This is a genomic window from Janthinobacterium sp. JC611, assembly GCF_018682595.1.
In the GTDB taxonomy this organism is placed as follows: domain Bacteria; phylum Pseudomonadota; class Gammaproteobacteria; order Burkholderiales; family Burkholderiaceae_D; genus Janthinobacterium.
In genome coordinates this window covers 1-16,501 of record NZ_JAFLJN010000032.1, presented here as the reverse complement: position 1 = coordinate 16,501, position 16,501 = coordinate 1, and the positions used below count along the sequence as shown (strand labels likewise).

Here is a 16,501-nt window from a genome sequence, read left to right as displayed (position 1 = left end):
CAGCAATGATCGACAAACTGCGTTCCAGCGTCCGTGATGCGCTGGCCGATATCCACGATGGCGCCACCGTCATGATTGGCGGCTTCGGCGGCGCGGGCCAGCCGGCCGAGCTGATCGACGGCTTGATCGCCCACGGCGCGCGCGACCTCGTCATCGTCAACAACAACGCGGGCAATGGCGACACGGGCCTGGCCGCCCTGCTGAAAAACGGGCAGGTGCGCAAGATCATCTGCTCGTTCCCGCGCCAGGCCGACTCCCATGTCTTCGACGCCCTGTACCGCGCGGGCAAGCTGGAACTGGAACTGGTGCCGCAGGGGAATCTGGCCGAGCGCATCCGCGCCGCCGGCGCCGGCATCGGCGGCTTTTTCACGCCCACCGGCTATGGCACGGATCTGGCCAAGGGCAAGGAAACGCGCGAGATCGACGGCCGCATGTATGTGTTCGAGTCGCCCATCCACGCCGACTTCGCGCTGATCAAGGCGGAGCAGGGTGACCGCTGGGGCAACCTGACTTACCGCAAGACGGCGCGCAACTTCGGCCCGATCATGGCCATGGCCGCCAAGGTCAGCATTGCTTCCGTGCACGAGGTGCTTGAGCTGGGCAGCATCGACCCCGAGCACGTCATCACGCCGGGCCTGTTCGTGCAGCGCCTCGTGCAAGTACCGCGCACGGCCACCGGCCCGGCCGGCTTCAAAGCCGCAGCTTGAGAAAGAAATAACATGAATAAATGGAATCGAGACCAGATGGCGGCCCGCGTGGCGGCCGACATCCATGAGGGCGCCGTCGTGAACCTGGGCATCGGCTTGCCGACCCTGGTGGCGAACCACTTGCCGGCCGGCGCCGACATCATCCTGCACAGCGAAAACGGCGTGATCGGCATGGGCCCGGCGCCCGCGCCGGGCGAAGAAGACTATGACCTGATCAACGCGGGCAAGCAGCCCGTCACCCTGCTGCCCGGCGGCAGCTATTTTCACCACGCCGACAGCTTCGCCATGATGCGCGGCGGCCACCTGGACATCTGCGTGCTGGGCGCTTTCCAGGTGTCCGCCACGGGCGACCTGGCCAACTGGCACACGGGCGCGCCCGACGCCATCCCCGCCGTGGGCGGGGCCATGGACCTGGCCATCGGCGCGAAAAAAACCTGGGTCATGATGGAATTGCTGACGAAGACGGGTGAAAGCAAGCTGGTGCAGGCGTGCAGCTATCCGCTGACGGGCATCGCCTGCGTCAGCCGCATCTACGGCGACCTGGCCGTGCTCGACCTGGGGCCAAACGGCGCCACGGTGGTCGAACTGGCCGATGGCCTGAGTTTCGAGCAGCTGCAAGCGTTGACGGCCGTGCCACTGACGGACGGACGTTAATTTAAATCACTTTCTTGGAGGAAAGAACATGACCCACGCATACATTTGCGACGCGCAGCGCACACCGTTTGGCCGCTATGGCGGCAGCCTGTCCAGCGTGCGCGCCGACGACCTGGGCGCCGTACCCATCCGTGCCTTGATGGCGCGCAACCCCGGCGTGGACTGGACGGCCGTCACGGATGTGCTGTATGGCTGCGCCAACCAGGCGGGCGAGGACAACCGCAACGTGGCGCGCATGGCCGCCTTGCTGGCCGGCTTGCCCGACAGCGTGCCGGGCGCCACCCTGAACCGCCTGTGCGGTTCGGGCCTGGACGCCATCGGCAGCGCCGCGCGCTTCATCAAGAGCGGCGAAGCGGGCTTGCTGATCGCCGGCGGCGTGGAAAGCATGAGCCGCGCGCCATTCGTCATGGGCAAGGCCGACAGCGCCTTTGCGCGCGGCATGAAAATGGAAGACACGACCATCGGCTGGCGCTTCATCAACCCCTTGATGAAGGCGCGGTATGGCGTCGATTCGATGCCGGAGACGGCGGAAAACGTAGCCAGCGACTTCGGCATCAGCCGTCTTGATCAGGATGCGTTCGCCCTGGCCAGCCAGGTCAAGGCACTGGCGGCGCAGCAGGTGGGCGTGTTCGACGGCGAAATCTGTGCCGTCAGCATCGCCCAGAAGAAGGGCGAGCCCGTCGTCGTCACCCGCGACGAGCATCCGCGCGCCACCACCTTGGACACCCTGGCCAAACTCAAACCCGTCGTGCGCGCGGACGGTACCGTCACGGCCGGCAACGCCTCCGGCGTCAACGATGGCGCGGCGGCCCTGCTGCTGGCTGACGAGGCCAACGCGGCCCGCTTCGGCCTGACGCCGCGCGCCCGCGTCGTGGCCATGGCGACGGCCGGCGTGGCGCCGCGCATCATGGGCATCGGCCCCGCGCCCGCCACCCTGAAAGTGCTGGCCATGACGGGCTTGAGCCTGGCCGACTTCGACGTCATCGAACTGAACGAAGCGTTCGCGGCCCAGGGACTGGCCGTGCTGCGCCAGCTGGGCTTGCCCGACGACGACCCGCGCGTGAACCCGAATGGCGGCGCGATCGCCCTCGGTCACCCGCTGGGCGCGTCGGGCGCGCGCCTGGCCATGACGGCCGTCAACCAGCTGCAGCGCACGGGCGGCCGCTATGCACTCTGCACCATGTGCATCGGCGTGGGCCAGGGCATCGCGCTGGTGCTGGAACGGGTCTGATTCCTCGCGCCCGCAGGTGAAAAAAGTTGCCGGCAGTACGTATTAACCCGTATGCCGGGCGGCTTTTTGACCCTGATCAAGGGCGTATGATGCAAAACCAGCACGGGCAATCCGGCTGGCATTGGCTTTTTTACACGAACAAGAAGACTGATATGACATCCCACGATACTCCGCATGACGTTGCGCAGCTGACTTCCCAGCAGCGCATCAAGGCCATCATAGGCGCTTCCTCCGGTAACCTGGTCGAATGGTTCGACTTCTATATTTACTCGTTCTGCGCGCTGTACTTTTCGCACGCCTTCTTCCCTTCCGGCAATCCGACCACGCAGCTGCTGCAGACGGCCGGCATCTTTGCCGCCGGCTTCCTCATGCGCCCCGTGGGCGGCTGGCTGTTCGGCCGCATCGCCGACAAATACGGCCGCCGCCAGTCGATGATGATTTCCGTGCTGATGATGTGCGGCGGTTCCCTGATGATCGCCGTCATGCCGACCTATGACACCATCGGCGCCTTCGCGCCATTCCTGCTGCTGGTGGCGCGCCTGTTCCAGGGCCTGTCCGTGGGCGGTGAATACGGCACCAGCGCCACCTACATGAGCGAAGTGTCGGAATCGGGCAAGCGCGGCTTCTTCGCCTCGTTCCAGTACGTGACCCTGATCGGCGGCCAGCTGCTGGCCTTGCTGGTGCTGGTGGTCTTGCAGCAACTGTTGACCCTGGAAGAGTTGCGTGCCTGGGGCTGGCGCATCCCGTTCGTCTTCGGCGCCCTGGCCGCCCTGGTGTCGCTGAACCTGCGTAAATCCCTGACGGAAACGACCACGGCCAGCGAGCGCAAGGACAAGGACGCTGGCAGCCTGCGCGGCTTGCTCAAGCACAAGCGCGCCTTCATCACGGTGCTGGGCTTCACGGCCGGCGGCTCGCTCGTGTTCTACACGTTTACCACCTACATGCAGAAATACCTGGTCAACACGGCCGGCATGGATACCAAGACGGCCAGCGCCGTCATGACGTGCGCCTTGCTGGTCTACATGATTTTGCAACCGGTGTTCGGTGCCTTGTCCGACCGCATCGGCCGCCGCACCTCGATGCTGTTCTTCGGCGGCCTGGCCACCCTGTGCGTGCTGCCCATCATGCATGCCTTGAAGGACATCAGCAGCCCGTACGCGGCGTTTGGCCTGATCATCATCGCGCTGGCCATCATCAGCTTCTACACGTCGATCAGCGGCTTGATCAAGGCGGAAATGTTCCCCGTCGAAGTGCGCGCGCTGGGCGTGGGCCTGTCGTACGCGGTGGCCAACGCCATGTTCGGCGGTTCGGCCGAATACGTGGCGCTGCAGTTCAAGGCCTGGCACGTGGAAGAGTATTTCTATTGGTACGTGACCGTCATGTGCCTGATTTCCTTCATCGTCGCCATCCGCATGCCCGACCCGAGCCGCTCGGGACTGTTGAAGTAAGCTTGCCGTAAAATGGGGGGACACTGCGGTGTCCCTTTTTTATCACCGCCTTTTTATCGTGCCGATCAGGAGTTTCCATGCCGTATGTCGTTCCCGCAGCCATCCAGCCCAGCGTTCCCGTCACCGCCAGCGCCGATACCTTTCCCGTCCACCGCATCTATTGCGTGGGCCGCAACTATGTCGACCACGCCAAGGAAATGGGCCACACGGGCCGCGAGGCGCCGTTCTTCTTCATGAAACCAAACGACGCCGTGCTGCCCGTGCCAGCCGGCACGACGGGCGAATTGCCATACCCGGCGCAGACGCAGGATTTCCAGCACGAGATGGAACTGGTGGTGGCCATCGGCAAGGGCGGCAGCGACATCGGCGTGGCCGATGCGCTGAGCCACGTGTGGGGTTATGCCGTGGGCCTGGACATGACGCGCCGCGACGTGCAGGGCGCCGCGAAAAAGCAGGGCCGTCCGTGGGAGACGGGCAAGGCGTTCGAGCACTCGGCGCCCATCGGCCCGATTACCCCGGCCGCGCAGGCGGGCGACGTCGGGCATGCCGCCATCACCCTGCATGTGAACGGCGAACTGCGCCAGGGCAGCACTATCGACATGCTGATCTGGAACGTGGCCGAAACCATCGCCGACCTGTCGACCTACTTTACCTTGCAGCCCGGCGACCTGATCTACACGGGCACGCCGGCCGGCGTGGCGGCCGTGCAGCGCGGCGACGAGCTGGTGGGAGCCATCGATGGCCTGGAGACCTTGCGCGTGAAAGTGGTCTAAGTTGTCAAGGAGAGCGGCATGATGAATGACACGTATTCTGTGGCACAACCCACGCGCGCCGGGATCGACGCCTTGACGGGGCCGGCCCTGCTGGAATTCGGCACGGGCTGGTGCGGCCACTGCCGTGCCACCCAGGCGCCGCTGGCGGCCGCGTTGGCGCAGCACCCCGGCGTGCCGCATCTTCGGGTGGAAGACGGCCCCGGCCGCGCACTCGGGCGGTCCTTCCGGGTGAAACTGTGGCCGACCCTGATCTTCTTGAAAGATGGCCAGGAAGTGGCGCGCCTCGTGCGTCCTCTCGACAGCGCGGAGATCGCCAAGGCGTTCGCCCTGATCGATGCGTAGACGGTTTCCATCATTTCTTGCCGCACCGCAGCACTGCGCGTATGATAAGCCGCTTACAGCAAGATCAACCGCATCCTTCGTGATGCAGCGCGATCATCGCCGGCCCGCTCCACCCGGAGGGGCCGCAGGCAAGGATTCACCACAAATGACCGACGCCGCGATGCCGACGCGCGGGTCTGGTACGGAATGCCTGGCGATACGCCGGGCCTGATACACGTCGCCCATCCCCTGACGCCTTTCCTGCCGTGCCCCGGGTAACCGGATGGCGCACGACCGTTGTTTCTCTGATCAGCACTGATCACGGCGCGATAGCGCGCGTTTGTTCACCGTTGTCTGCCGTTGCCTGCCGTTAACAACGGCGTGTTGCAGCATGGAATTTGTTTGTGAATTTAATAGCAAATTCACAGCAAATACGTCTGCGCACGGCTATGATAGGTGAACAATGCGCCTAAGTAATCGTCGGGAAATTATTGTAAATTTATGACGAACAGAAGCGGATGTGATGCAAGGCGGCTGTCGCGACGCAGTGCGAGCACTGCGAGCGGCTGCCAACGCAGCAGCGCGCCGCTTATGGAAGTCAGAAATAACAATAATTTACTGGCGCTTACTTTATACAACGTGCTGTGCTGCTGCCTGAAAAAACATCCAGAGAATGGCCTTTAGACACCCTCCCCAAGGAGCGCAGTAAATGAGCACCCCCCCCAAGAAAAATTCCCCCGGCACGGTGCTGTTCGCCAGCCTGATCGGCACCACCATCGAGTTCTTTGACTTTTATATCTACGCCACCGCCGCCGTGCTGGTGTTCCCGAAACTGTTCTTCCCCGCCGGCGATCCGTCGGCCGCCGTGCTGCAGTCGCTGGCCACGTTCGCCATCGCCTTCTTCGCCCGCCCCATCGGCTCGGCCGTGTTCGGCCACTTCGGCGACCGCATCGGCCGCAAGGCCACCCTCGTGGCCGCCTTGCTGACTATGGGTATTTCCACCGTCATCATCGGCTTGCTGCCGACCTATGCCGCCATCGGCACCCTGGCGCCGCTGCTGCTGGCGCTGTGCCGTTTCGGCCAGGGCCTGGGCCTGGGCGGCGAGTGGGGCGGCGCGGTGCTGCTGGCCACGGAAAACGCGCCGCCGGGCAAGCGCGCCTGGTACGGCATGTTCCCGCAGCTGGGTGCGCCGATCGGCTTCTTCCTGTCGGGCGGCATCTTCCTGCTGCTCAGCGAAACCATGACCGATGAACAGTTCTTCAGCTACGGCTGGCGCATCCCCTTCCTCGCCAGCGCGCTGCTGGTCATCGTCGGCCTGTACGTGCGCCTGAAGATCACGGAAACGCCGGACTTCCAGAAAGTCATCGACAAGAACGAAGTGGTGAAACTGCCGGTCGCCACCGTGTTCCGCCAGCATGGCCGCATGCTGTTCCTCGGCACCATCATCGCCCTGGCCACCTTCGTGCTGTTCTACCTGATGACCGTGTTCGCGTTGAGCTGGGGTACGACCAAGCTGGGCTTCACGCGCAAGGAATTCCTCATCGTGCAATTGTTTGCCGTGCTGTTCTTCGCCATGACGATTCCGTTTTCGGCCGTGCTGGCCGACCGCCGCGGCCGCCGTACCACCATGATCTGGGTCTCCGTCGCCATCGCCATCTTCGGCCTGGTGCTGGCGCCCATGTTCGGTTCGGGCGTGACGTGGGAAGTGACGCTCTTCATGGCCGTCGGCCTGGGCTTGATGGGCATGACCTACGGTCCGCTGGGCACGATGTTGTCCGAGCTGTTCCCGCCGGAAGTGCGCTACACGGGCGCCTCGCTGACGTTCAACCTGGCGGGTATTTTGGGCGCTTCGCTGGCGCCGTACATCGCCACCTGGCTGGCCACCAACTACGGACTGCAATACGTGGGCTATTACCTGTCGCTGGCGGCCGTGCTGACCCTGGGTGCGCTGTTGATGGTGGGCAAGCCACGCACGGGCAAGGAAGCCTGGCAGTAACACGCCTCTGATCCCCGAGCACCCGAAAGCCGCCAGCTGTACGCACAGCTGGCGGCTTTTTTTGTCGGTAAAACACCACGCCGCACGCCTGCCGAGATTCTTGTTGACAGTCAAAATCGGCTGGTGTTAAGGTGTGCACACGTGTGCAATGCAGTGCAAGTCTTGAAAAAGCACATCCCGGGACAACGACACCGCAAGATAGCGGTGCGGTCTGAAGTACCACAACGACAACAAACTTGGAGTGAGACGATGAAGATGCGCAATGTTGCGATCGCTATAAGCCTGGCCCTGCCGATGACGGCCATGGCCGCCGAGGAACGCCTGTCCGTGCTGTGTTCGGCCGACATGGAATGGTGCCAGCTGATGAAGAACCGCTTCGAGGCGGAAACGAAGATCAAGGTGTCGATGATCAGGAAGAGCGCCGGCGAGGCGTATGCGAAGATCCGCGCCGAAGCGTCGAACCCGAAATCGGACATCTGGTGGGGTGGCACGGGCGACCCGCATCTGCAGGCCGCCGCCGAAGGCTATACGGAAGAATACAAGTCGCCCACCCTGCCCAAGCTGCAGCCGTGGGCGCTCAAGCAGGCCGAGACGGCCAGGTACCGCAGCGTCGGCATCTACATCGGCATCCTGGGCCTGGCCTACAACGAAAATGTGCTGAAGAAGAAAAACCTGCCGCCACCCCAATGCTGGAAAGACCTTGTCAAGCCCGCCTACAAGGGCGAGATCGAGATGGCCAACCCGAATTCCTCGGGCGCCGCCTACAACGCGCTGGCCACCGTGGTGCAGCTGTTCGGCGAAGAGGAAGCCTTCGATTTCCTCGCGAAAATGGGCCAGAACGTCAGCAAGTATCCGAACGCGGGCGTGGCGCCTGGCGAGGATGTGGGCCGCGGCGAAGCGGGCGTGGCCATCGGCTTCATGCATGATCTGATGAAACTCACCGTCGCCGGCTTCCCCGTGAAAGTCTTGCCGCCCTGCGAAGGCACGGGCTACGAGATCGGCTCGATGAGCATCGTCAAGGGCGCGAAAAACATGGAGCAGGCAAAGAAATTCTATGAATTCGCCCTGCGTCCCGACGTGCAGAGCGAGGCCGTGAAAGCGCTGGCCTTCCAGATCCCGTCCAACGTGGCCGCCACCATTCCCGCCGCCTCGCCGCGCCTGGAAAACATCAAGACCATCAACTACGACTTCGCCAAGTATGGCGCGTCGGACACGCGCAAGCGCCTATTACAACGCTGGACGACACAAATTTATTCTGCCGGAAATTAAGGCGTCAAGACTGTCACCGTACCGAACCTGCCGCATGCCGCAACGGCCATGTCGGCGGGTCTACTTAGCTGGATAGAGACCTCATGAAAAAGATATTTTACGGCTGGCTGCTGGCCGCCCTGGCAGCGTTGTGCCTGTTGCCCTGGCAGCAGCAGGAAGCGGGACTGTTCGCCGGTGAATGGTTGCGCGACGGCCAGTTCTTCACGGAGCGTGGCGCACCGGCCGTGCTGCACCTGCTGTCGTTCGGCGCCTGGCCGCTGGGCGTGTTCTTCGCCCTGCTCGCCGCCAGCGCCGCGCTGGTGGCCGCCTATCCCCACCGCAAGACCCTGGGCCTGGGCCAGATCGCCATCGGCGGCGCCGGCATGCTGTGGCTGGCATGGCTGGGCTGGGGCCCGCTGGCCGCCGGCACCGGCCTGGGTTTCGGCGCGCTGCTGCTGGCCCTGTGCCTGCTGTTCCTCTTGACCTCGGGCGCCGCCGCCTGCGGCGTGTGCCGCGGCGACGCCTTCGTCGCCGGCGCCATCGGCCTCGTCATTTGCCTGATTTCCCTGTTCGTGCTGTTCCCCGTCGCGCTGATCCTCGTCAGCGCCGGCCAGCCCATGGATGATGGCGGCACGGGCGCCGCCGCCCTGGCGCGCCGCATGCTGGACCCGGGCATCTGGAGCCTCAATTGCGTGTCCGGTCCCGGCCGCTGCGGCGTGGCCTGGAACACCCTGGCGCTGGCCTTGCTGACGGGCGTGTCGGCCACCTTCCTCGGTCTCGTCTTTGCCCTGCTGGTGACGCGCACGAATGGCCGCTGGGTGCGCCCGATGCGCGCCATCACGATACTCCCCATCGTCACGCCGCCCTTCGTGCTGGGCCTGGCGCTGATACTGCTGTTCGGCCGCAACGGCGCCGTCACGGGCCTCGTCGGCGACCTGTTTGGCATCGGGCAAAGCCGCTGGCTGTACGGCATGACGGGTGTGTGGCTGTCGCAGATGCTGGCCTTTGCGCCCATCGCCTTCATGACATTGATAGGCGTGGTGGAAGGCGTCAGCCCTTCGCTGGAAGAGGCGTCGGGCACCCTGGGCGCGAGCAGCTGGCAAACCTTCGTCAAGGTGTCGCTGCCCTTGATGCGTCCCGGCATCGCCAACGCCTTCCTGTTGTGCTTTATCGAAAGCATGGCCGACTTCGGCAACCCGATGGTCTTGGGCGGCAACTTCCACGTGCTGTCGACGGAAATCTTCTTTTCCGTGGTGGGCGCCTCGAACGACCAGGGCCGCGCCGCGACCTTGGCCATCGTGCTGCTGACCTTTGCCGTGGGCGCCTTCTTCATCCAGAACCTGTGGCTGGGCAAGAAATCGTATGTGACGGTGACGGGCAAGGCCGACCACGGCGGCCACGCCTCGCTCAACCCGCGCCTGAAGACCACCCTGTGGACCATCGCCCTGCCATGGTTCGCCTTCACGGCCCTGGTGTATGGCACGGTGGTGGCGGGCGGCTTCGTGAACAACTGGGGCCAGGACAATGGCTTCACCTTGCGCCATTACATCGACGCCTTCGGCATCACGGCGGGCGCTTCCGGCTGGCACTGGACGGGCCAGGCCTGGCCGTCGCTGTTCACGACCTTGACGATTTCGGCCATCGCCGCCCCGCTGACGGCCTTTGTCGGCATCCTCTCGGCCTGGCTGCTGGTGCGCCAGCAATTCGCCCTGAAGAGCGCGTTCGAGTTCGGTACCATGCTCAGCTTTGCCATTCCCGGCACCGTCATCGGCATCAGCTACATCCTGGCGTTCAACTCGGCGCCCATCGAGTTGACGGGCACGGCGACGATTCTGATCCTGTGCTTCGTCTTCCGCAACATGCCGATGGGACTGCGCACGGGCATCGCCGCCATGCGCCAGCTCGACGGCAGCCTGGACGAAGCGTCGATCACCCTGGGCGCCAGCAGCTGGACCACCATGCGCAAGGTCATCCTGCCGCTGCTGCGCCCGGCCATCGCCTCGGCCCTCGTGTATGGCTTCGTGCGCTCGATCACGTCGATCTCGGCCGTCGTCTTCCTCGTCAGCGCCGACTATGACATGGCCACGTCCTACATCATCGGCCTGGTGTCGAACGGCAACTACGGCACGGCCATCGCCTACGCCACGGTCTTGATCGTCGTCATCCTGCTGTGCATCCAATTGATCCATTTGCTGGTCGGCAAGCGCCGCCTTCGCCGCGTCAGCGCCGAAAAAACGCTGCCGGCCGCCGTTCCCCACCTGGAAAAGAGCTACGCATGAACCACTTTACTATCCAAGCAACAGAGCTTGCCGCACTGGAATTCGACGGCGTCACCAAGCGCTACGGCAAGGCCCTGGCCGTGAACGACGTCTCGTTCACCATCGCGCCGCGCACCATGGTCACCCTGCTGGGGCCCAGCGGCTGCGGCAAGACCTCCACCCTGCGCCTGATCGCCGGCCTGGAGCGCGTCAGCGCGGGGCGCATCCTGCTGGCTGGCGAAGACGTCACCCTGACGTCGGCCGCCGAGCGCGACGTCAGCATGGTGTTCCAGTCGTATGCGCTGTTTCCGCACATGACGGTGCTCGACAACGTGTGCTACGGCTTGACCGTCTCGGGAGAGGCCAAGCCGCGCGCCATCGAGCGGGCGCAGGAAAGCCTGCGCCTCGTGGGCCTGGCTGATTTCGCCGCGCGCTTCCCCAACGAACTGTCGGGCGGCCAGCAGCAGCGCGTGGCCGTGGCCCGCTCGCTGGTGCTGCAGCCCAAGGTGCTGCTGCTGGACGAGCCGCTGTCGAACCTCGACACGAAACTGCGCCGCCGCGTGCGCGACGAGATCCGCGACATCCAGGTCAAGCTGGGCTTGACGGCCGTGTACGTCACGCATGACCAGGAAGAGGCGCTGGCCATTTCCGACCAGATCATCGTCATGAACCGGCAAGTGATCGCGCAAAAGGGCACGCCGCACGAGCTGTTCGAGTCGCCGGCCGACAAGTTCGTCGCCGACTTCATCTGCAACGCGAACATCGTCGACGGCGTGATCGAATCGGTGGCCGACGGCAAGGCCGTCTGCGTGATGGGCAAGCTGCGGCTGCGCCTGCCGTGCCGCAGCCAGCGCAGCGGCGAAGCCAGTTTCGCCGTGCGTCCGGAATCCATCCTGCTGTCGCCCGCGCAGCCCGACAGCGCCATGGTGGTGCGCGTGGCGCGCGCCACCTACCTGGGACGCGAAATGCAATACACGCTCGACACGCCCGTCGGCGAACTGTTTGCCGTCTCGCACGACTTGAGCCAGGTTTTCACGCAAGGCACATCGGTCGCCATGACCGTACACGAACATGGCGCAGCCATCATTGGAGGACAAGCATGACAGATATGACACAGGCAGCGGTACTGGCCGATGCGGCCACGCTGGAACGCTATGCCTATGCGCGGCACATCATCGGCCAGGCGGGCGAGATTGCGCTGGGCATGTTTCTGCGCCGCGCGGAACTGGTGATCGAGGAAAAGGGCTTGCAGGACATGGTCAGCATCGCCGACCGCATGGTGGAGGATTTCCTGCGCGCGCAGATCGCCGAGCGTTTCCCCGGGGATGCCGTGGTGGGCGAGGAGCGCGGCGGCGGGGCGTCCGATGCGCGCTGCGTGTGGGTCATCGACCCCATCGACGGCACGGCCTGCTTCGTCAACGGCATGCTGGCCTGGTGCGTGTCGATCGGCGTGCTGGTCGACGGCCAGCCCGCCATCGGCGCCGTGTACGACCCGAATGCGGACGAGTTGTTCCATGCCTGCCAGGGGCAGGGCGCGCACGTGACGGCGAAGGCGGGCGAAACGCGGCTGCGCGTGAACGACGTGGCCAGCTTGCAGGGCGGCGTGCTGGGCGTGGGCTTTTCGCACCGCGTGGGCACCGACACCTTTGTGCCGTTCCTGCTCGACGTGCTGGAAGAGGGCGGCATGTTCATCCGCAACGGTTCCGGCGCCTTGATGATCGCCTACGTGGCGGCCGGGCGCCTGATCGGTTATTTCGAGCCGCACATCAATTCCTGGGATTGCCTGGCGGGCATCGTGCTCGTCAACGAGGCGGGCGGGCGCTGCAATGATTTCCTCGCCGACAACGGCCTGGAAAAGGGCAACCCCATCCTGGTGGGCGGTCCCCGTTTGTATCCGCAACTGGCGGCGCTGGCGCTGCCGCGCTGTTAATCAAGCATCGTTCTGGAAAGGGAGGCCGGGCGTCCTGCGGTGGACGCGTGCAGGGGCAACACACTGTTGAGCATCATGAGTAATCCACAACCATAAAAACAGGCAGGAGACAAGATGAAAAACGGGATGAACACCATGCAGTTGAACAAAATCGCCGCGGCATTGTTGCTGGCCGTGCCGGCTTGCGCTTTCGCCGAATCGAGCGTCGTCGTGTACGGCCGCATCCATGCGGGCTTCGACCGTATCGAAACGTCGAGTTCGGCCACGGCGCCGCATGGCGAGTCCGTGTCGCGCGTGTCGGACAATTCCTCGAAGATCGGTTTCCGGGGACGCGAAGATTTGGGCAATGGCAACACGGCCTTCTTCCAGATCGAAGGCAATGCCAAGCTCGACGATGGCACGGGCGCCATCAATAGCAAGGATACCTTTGTCGGGCTGGAAAATCCGGCTTACGGCCGCATCGCACTGGGCCGCTTCGCCACGCCGATCCGTCAGATCAACGGCTATACCAACCGTTTCGTGGGAGAAGGCATCCAGGATGATGCCAACATTTCGCAGCTGGGCGGCGAAGGCTTCAACCGCCGCAGTTCGAATGCCGTCAGCTACCGCACGCCCGTGGTGCAAGGTTTCAGCGCCACGATTTACCGCGCCAGCGAAAACGAGGCATCGAATGGCGACCGCATCTATTCGGGCATCGTGCAATACGCAAACGGCCCCGTCAAGGGCGCCGTCGGCTATGAAAAGCACAAGGATTTGCGTCCCGGTTTCAGCGAAAAAATGTTCCGCGCCGTGGGCAATTACAACTTCGGCGGCGGCGACGTGGGCGTGGCCTGGAACCGCATGGTGTATGACGTGGCCGGCGGCGACTTGCAGCGCGACTACTTCACCATCACGGGCGCCTACAAGGCGGGCGGCGGTTCCTTCATCGGCCGGTTCGGCGTGGCAGGCGACGTGTCCGGCAGCGCGCCCAATGGCAGCAGCGTGACCATCAAGGCGACCACCCTGGTGCGCGGCGACGACAGCGGCGCCAAGCAGGCCACCCTGGGCTATGAGTATTACTTGTCCAAGCGCAGCACCGTGTATGCCTACTATACGCAAACGAATAACGACAAGAACGCCAACTACACGTTTGGCGGCAATGCCTTCGCCGCCACCAAGAAGGGGGCCAAGCTCAGCGGTGTGATGCTGGGCGTCATCCACCTGTTTTAACCTTTTTTGCCCGGATTTGCACACGTGTGCATTTTCGGGCAGCGTACTACGACTATCAAGGAGATGGAAATGATTCAAGTGGCATTGTTCGGCGCCGGCCGCATCGGCCGTATTCACGCTGGCAATCTGGTGCGCCAGCCCGGCGTGCGCCTGAAATACGTGGTCGACGTGCATGCGGGCGCGGCGGCGGAAGTGGCGGCCCTGCATGGCGCCAGCGTCGCCAGCGTGGAGGCGGTATTGGCCGACCCTGAAGTCAAGGCCGTGCTGATCGCATCGAGCACGGACACGCATGCGGACCTGATCGTGCGCGCCGCCGCCGCCGGCAAGGCCATTTTTTGCGAGAAACCCGTCGACCTGACACTGGAACGCGCGCGCGCCGCCGCCGCCGCCGTCAAGGAGGCGGGCGTGCTGTGCATGATCGGTTTCCAGCGCCGCTACGACCCCACGTTTGCCGCCGTCAAGCAGCGCATCGCGGCGGGCGAGATCGGCACGCCGGAGTTGCTTATCGTCACCAGCCGCGATCCGGGCCCGCCGCCCGTCAGCTACATCCAGGTATCGGGCGGCATCTTCAAGGATATGCTGATCCACGATTTCGACATCTTCCGCTGGATACTCGACGATGAAGCCGTCAGCGTGCACGCGACGGGCAGCTGCCTCGTCGATCCCGCCATCGGCGCGGCGGGCGACCTCGATTGCACGGCCGTGACCATCCGCACGGCACAAGGCCGCTTGTGCCAGATCAATACCACGCGCCGCGCCGCCTATGGCTACGACCAGCGCTTCGAAGTGCTGGGCAGCGCCGGCATGCTGCAGGCGGGCAACCACAAGCCGACGGAAGTGACGGCGTATGGTGCCGTCAACGTCAGCGTGGACCGTCCGGAAGATTTTTTCCTGGAACGTTACCGCGCCGCCTACGCCAGCGAGATGGCGCACTTTTTCGACGCCTTTGCCCACGGCGCGCCCCTGCGCACCACCGTCCACGACGGCTTGAAGGCACTGGAACTGGCCGAAGCGGCCACCGTGTCGTGGCGCGAGCAGCGCATCGTGCAACTGTCATAAAGAAAGAATGTCATGAAAAATAGCACTGAATTTGCCCGGGACCGCGCGCTGGACGTGATCTGCCTGGGCCGCCTGGCCGTGGATCTGTACGCGCAGCAGATCGGCAGCAGCCTGGAAGACGCGACCAGTTTCGCCAAATACCTGGGCGGCTCGTCGGCGAATATCGCTTTCGGCACGGCCCGTCTGGGCTTGAAGTCGGCCATGCTGTCGAAGGTGGGCGACGACCATATGGGCCGTTTCTTGACGGATACCCTGTCGCGGGAGGGTTGCGACGTCAGCCACGTCGGCATCGACCGCGAGCGTCTCACGGCCTTGGTGATGCTGGGCATCAAGGACAAGAACACCTTTCCGCTGATTTTTTACCGTGAGAATTGCGCCGACATGGCCATCGAGCCGGTGTCGGTGGATGCCGCCTTCATCGCCTCGAGCAAGGCGCTGCTGATCACCGGCACGCATTTTTCCACGTCCGCCATGCACGCCGTCAGCACCCAGGCCCTGCAACTGGCCCGCGCCAACAACGTGCGCACGGTGCTCGACATCGATTATCGGCCCGTGCTGTGGGGCTTGTCGGGCAAGGCCGATGGCGAAACGCGTTTCGTCTCGAACGACGGCGTGACCAGCCACTTGCAGGCGATCCTGCCGCAATTTGATTTGATCGTCGGCACGGAAGAGGAATTCATGATCGCCGGCGGCGGCGCGGACATCATGGACAGCTTGCGCGCCGTGCGTAAAGTGAGCGAGGCAACGCTGGTGGTCAAGCGCGGCCCGCTGGGCTGCGCCGTCATCGAGGCGGCCATTCCTGCCAGCCTCGATGCGGCTTTCAATTATCAGGGCGTACGCGTGGAAGTCTTGAACGTGCTGGGCGCGGGCGACGCGTTTCTCTCGGGCTTTTTGAAAGGCTGGCTGCGCGGCGAGGATTACGCGGCGTGCTGCCGCTACGCGAATGGCTGCGGCGCCCTCGTCGTGTCTCGCCACGGCTGCGCGCCGGCCATGCCGTCGCCCGTCGAGCTCGACTATTTCCTCGCCAACTCGGCCACGCTGAGCCGTCCCGACCAGGACGCCACCCTGGCGCGCCTGCACCGCACGACGGTGGCGCGCAAAGAGTGGAACGAGCTGTGCGTGTTTGCTTTTGATCACCGCACACAATTCTTTGAGCTGGCCCAGCAGGGAGCCAGCGATGAGGCGCGGATTGCAAAGTTGAAGCAACTGTTCGTGCAAGCCGTGGGCCAGACGGAGGCGGCACGCGGCTTGCAAGGCGGCACGGGCGTGCTGATCGATGACCGTTATGGCGTCGACGCGCTCAACGATGCGACGGGGCGCGGCTGGTGGATAGGCCGTCCCGTCGAGATGCCGGGATCGAATCCGCTGCAGTTCGATTGGGGCCGTTCGCTCGCGTCGCGCCTGACGCAGTGGCCCAAGGAACATGTGATCAAATGCCTGGTCCAGCTGCACCCCGACGATACGCCGGAAAACCGATTGGAGCAGGAAGCGCAGATCAAGGGCTTGTACGATGCGGCGCAAGTCACGGGCCATGAATTGCTGTTGGAAATTATCCCTGCCAAGTCGCTGCCGCAGCACGACGACACCGTGTATCGCGCGGTGAAGCGGCTGTACAACCTGGGCATCTATCCGGAATGGTGGAAGCTGGAAAGCATGTCGGCCAAGCA

Annotated in this window: 14 protein-coding genes; all 14 read left to right on the top strand. The window is 64.1% G+C overall.

The features are described from left to right. Positions 1-5: 5 nt before the first annotated feature. On the top strand, positions 6-707 hold the full coding sequence (locus J0O65_RS20095; protein ID WP_215408998.1) for a 3-oxoacid CoA-transferase subunit A: 702 nt from the start codon (positions 6-8) through the stop codon (positions 705-707). Positions 708-719: 12 nt separating this feature from the next. Then, positions 720-1,361 carry a 3-oxoacid CoA-transferase subunit B gene (locus J0O65_RS20090; RefSeq protein ID WP_215408997.1) on the top strand — a complete coding sequence of 214 codons (642 nt, stop codon included), beginning with the start codon at positions 720-722 and terminating at the stop codon, positions 1,359-1,361. 28 nt (positions 1,362-1,389) lie between these two features. After that, positions 1,390-2,592: a 3-oxoadipyl-CoA thiolase gene (pcaF, locus tag J0O65_RS20085; RefSeq protein WP_215408996.1), complete on the top strand. Its 1,203-nt coding sequence runs from the start codon at positions 1,390-1,392 to the stop codon at positions 2,590-2,592. A gap of 152 nt (positions 2,593-2,744) precedes the next feature. Next, positions 2,745-4,040 carry an MFS family transporter gene (locus J0O65_RS20080; RefSeq protein WP_058048361.1) on the top strand — a complete coding sequence of 432 codons (1,296 nt, stop codon included), beginning with the start codon at positions 2,745-2,747 and terminating at the stop codon, positions 4,038-4,040. Positions 4,041-4,117: 77 nt separating this feature from the next. Continuing rightward, positions 4,118-4,813, top strand: a complete 696-nt coding sequence (locus tag J0O65_RS20075) for a fumarylacetoacetate hydrolase family protein (RefSeq protein WP_215408995.1) — start codon at positions 4,118-4,120, stop codon at positions 4,811-4,813. A 21-nt stretch (positions 4,814-4,834) separates the two neighbouring features. Next, a complete protein-coding gene (locus tag J0O65_RS20070) occupies positions 4,835-5,155 on the top strand; it encodes a thioredoxin family protein (protein WP_502793580.1) in 321 nt (106 codons plus the stop codon). Positions 5,156-5,843: 688 nt separating this feature from the next. Further along, complete coding sequence (locus J0O65_RS20065; RefSeq protein ID WP_215408993.1) at positions 5,844-7,130, top strand: MFS transporter; 1,287 nt, start codon at positions 5,844-5,846, stop codon at positions 7,128-7,130. A 249-nt stretch (positions 7,131-7,379) separates the two neighbouring features. Then, entirely contained in the window at positions 7,380-8,399 is a 1,020-nt protein-coding gene (locus J0O65_RS20060; protein WP_251373864.1) for an ABC transporter substrate-binding protein, read from the top strand. A gap of 83 nt (positions 8,400-8,482) precedes the next feature. Beyond that, positions 8,483-10,657: an ABC transporter permease gene (locus J0O65_RS20055; RefSeq protein WP_215408992.1), complete on the top strand. Its 2,175-nt coding sequence runs from the start codon at positions 8,483-8,485 to the stop codon at positions 10,655-10,657. Beyond that, positions 10,654-11,739: an ABC transporter ATP-binding protein gene (locus J0O65_RS20050; RefSeq protein ID WP_215408991.1), complete on the top strand. Its 1,086-nt coding sequence runs from the start codon at positions 10,654-10,656 to the stop codon at positions 11,737-11,739. Before J0O65_RS20055 ends, J0O65_RS20050 begins: the two co-directional genes overlap by 4 nt. Then, entirely contained in the window at positions 11,736-12,566 is an 831-nt protein-coding gene (locus J0O65_RS20045; RefSeq protein ID WP_215408990.1) for an inositol monophosphatase family protein, read from the top strand. The genes J0O65_RS20050 and J0O65_RS20045 overlap by 4 nt, the downstream gene beginning before the upstream one ends. A 114-nt stretch (positions 12,567-12,680) precedes the next feature. Beyond that, entirely contained in the window at positions 12,681-13,775 is a 1,095-nt protein-coding gene (locus tag J0O65_RS20040) for a porin (protein WP_215408989.1), read from the top strand. A gap of 69 nt (positions 13,776-13,844) precedes the next feature. Then, entirely contained in the window at positions 13,845-14,834 is a 990-nt protein-coding gene (gene iolG / locus J0O65_RS20035; protein WP_151096947.1) for an inositol 2-dehydrogenase, read from the top strand. 12 nt (positions 14,835-14,846) lie between these two features. Next, the coding region (locus J0O65_RS20030; protein ID WP_215408988.1) for a bifunctional 5-dehydro-2-deoxygluconokinase/5-dehydro-2-deoxyphosphogluconate aldolase at positions 14,847-16,501 on the top strand (1,655 nt) is incomplete at its 3' end.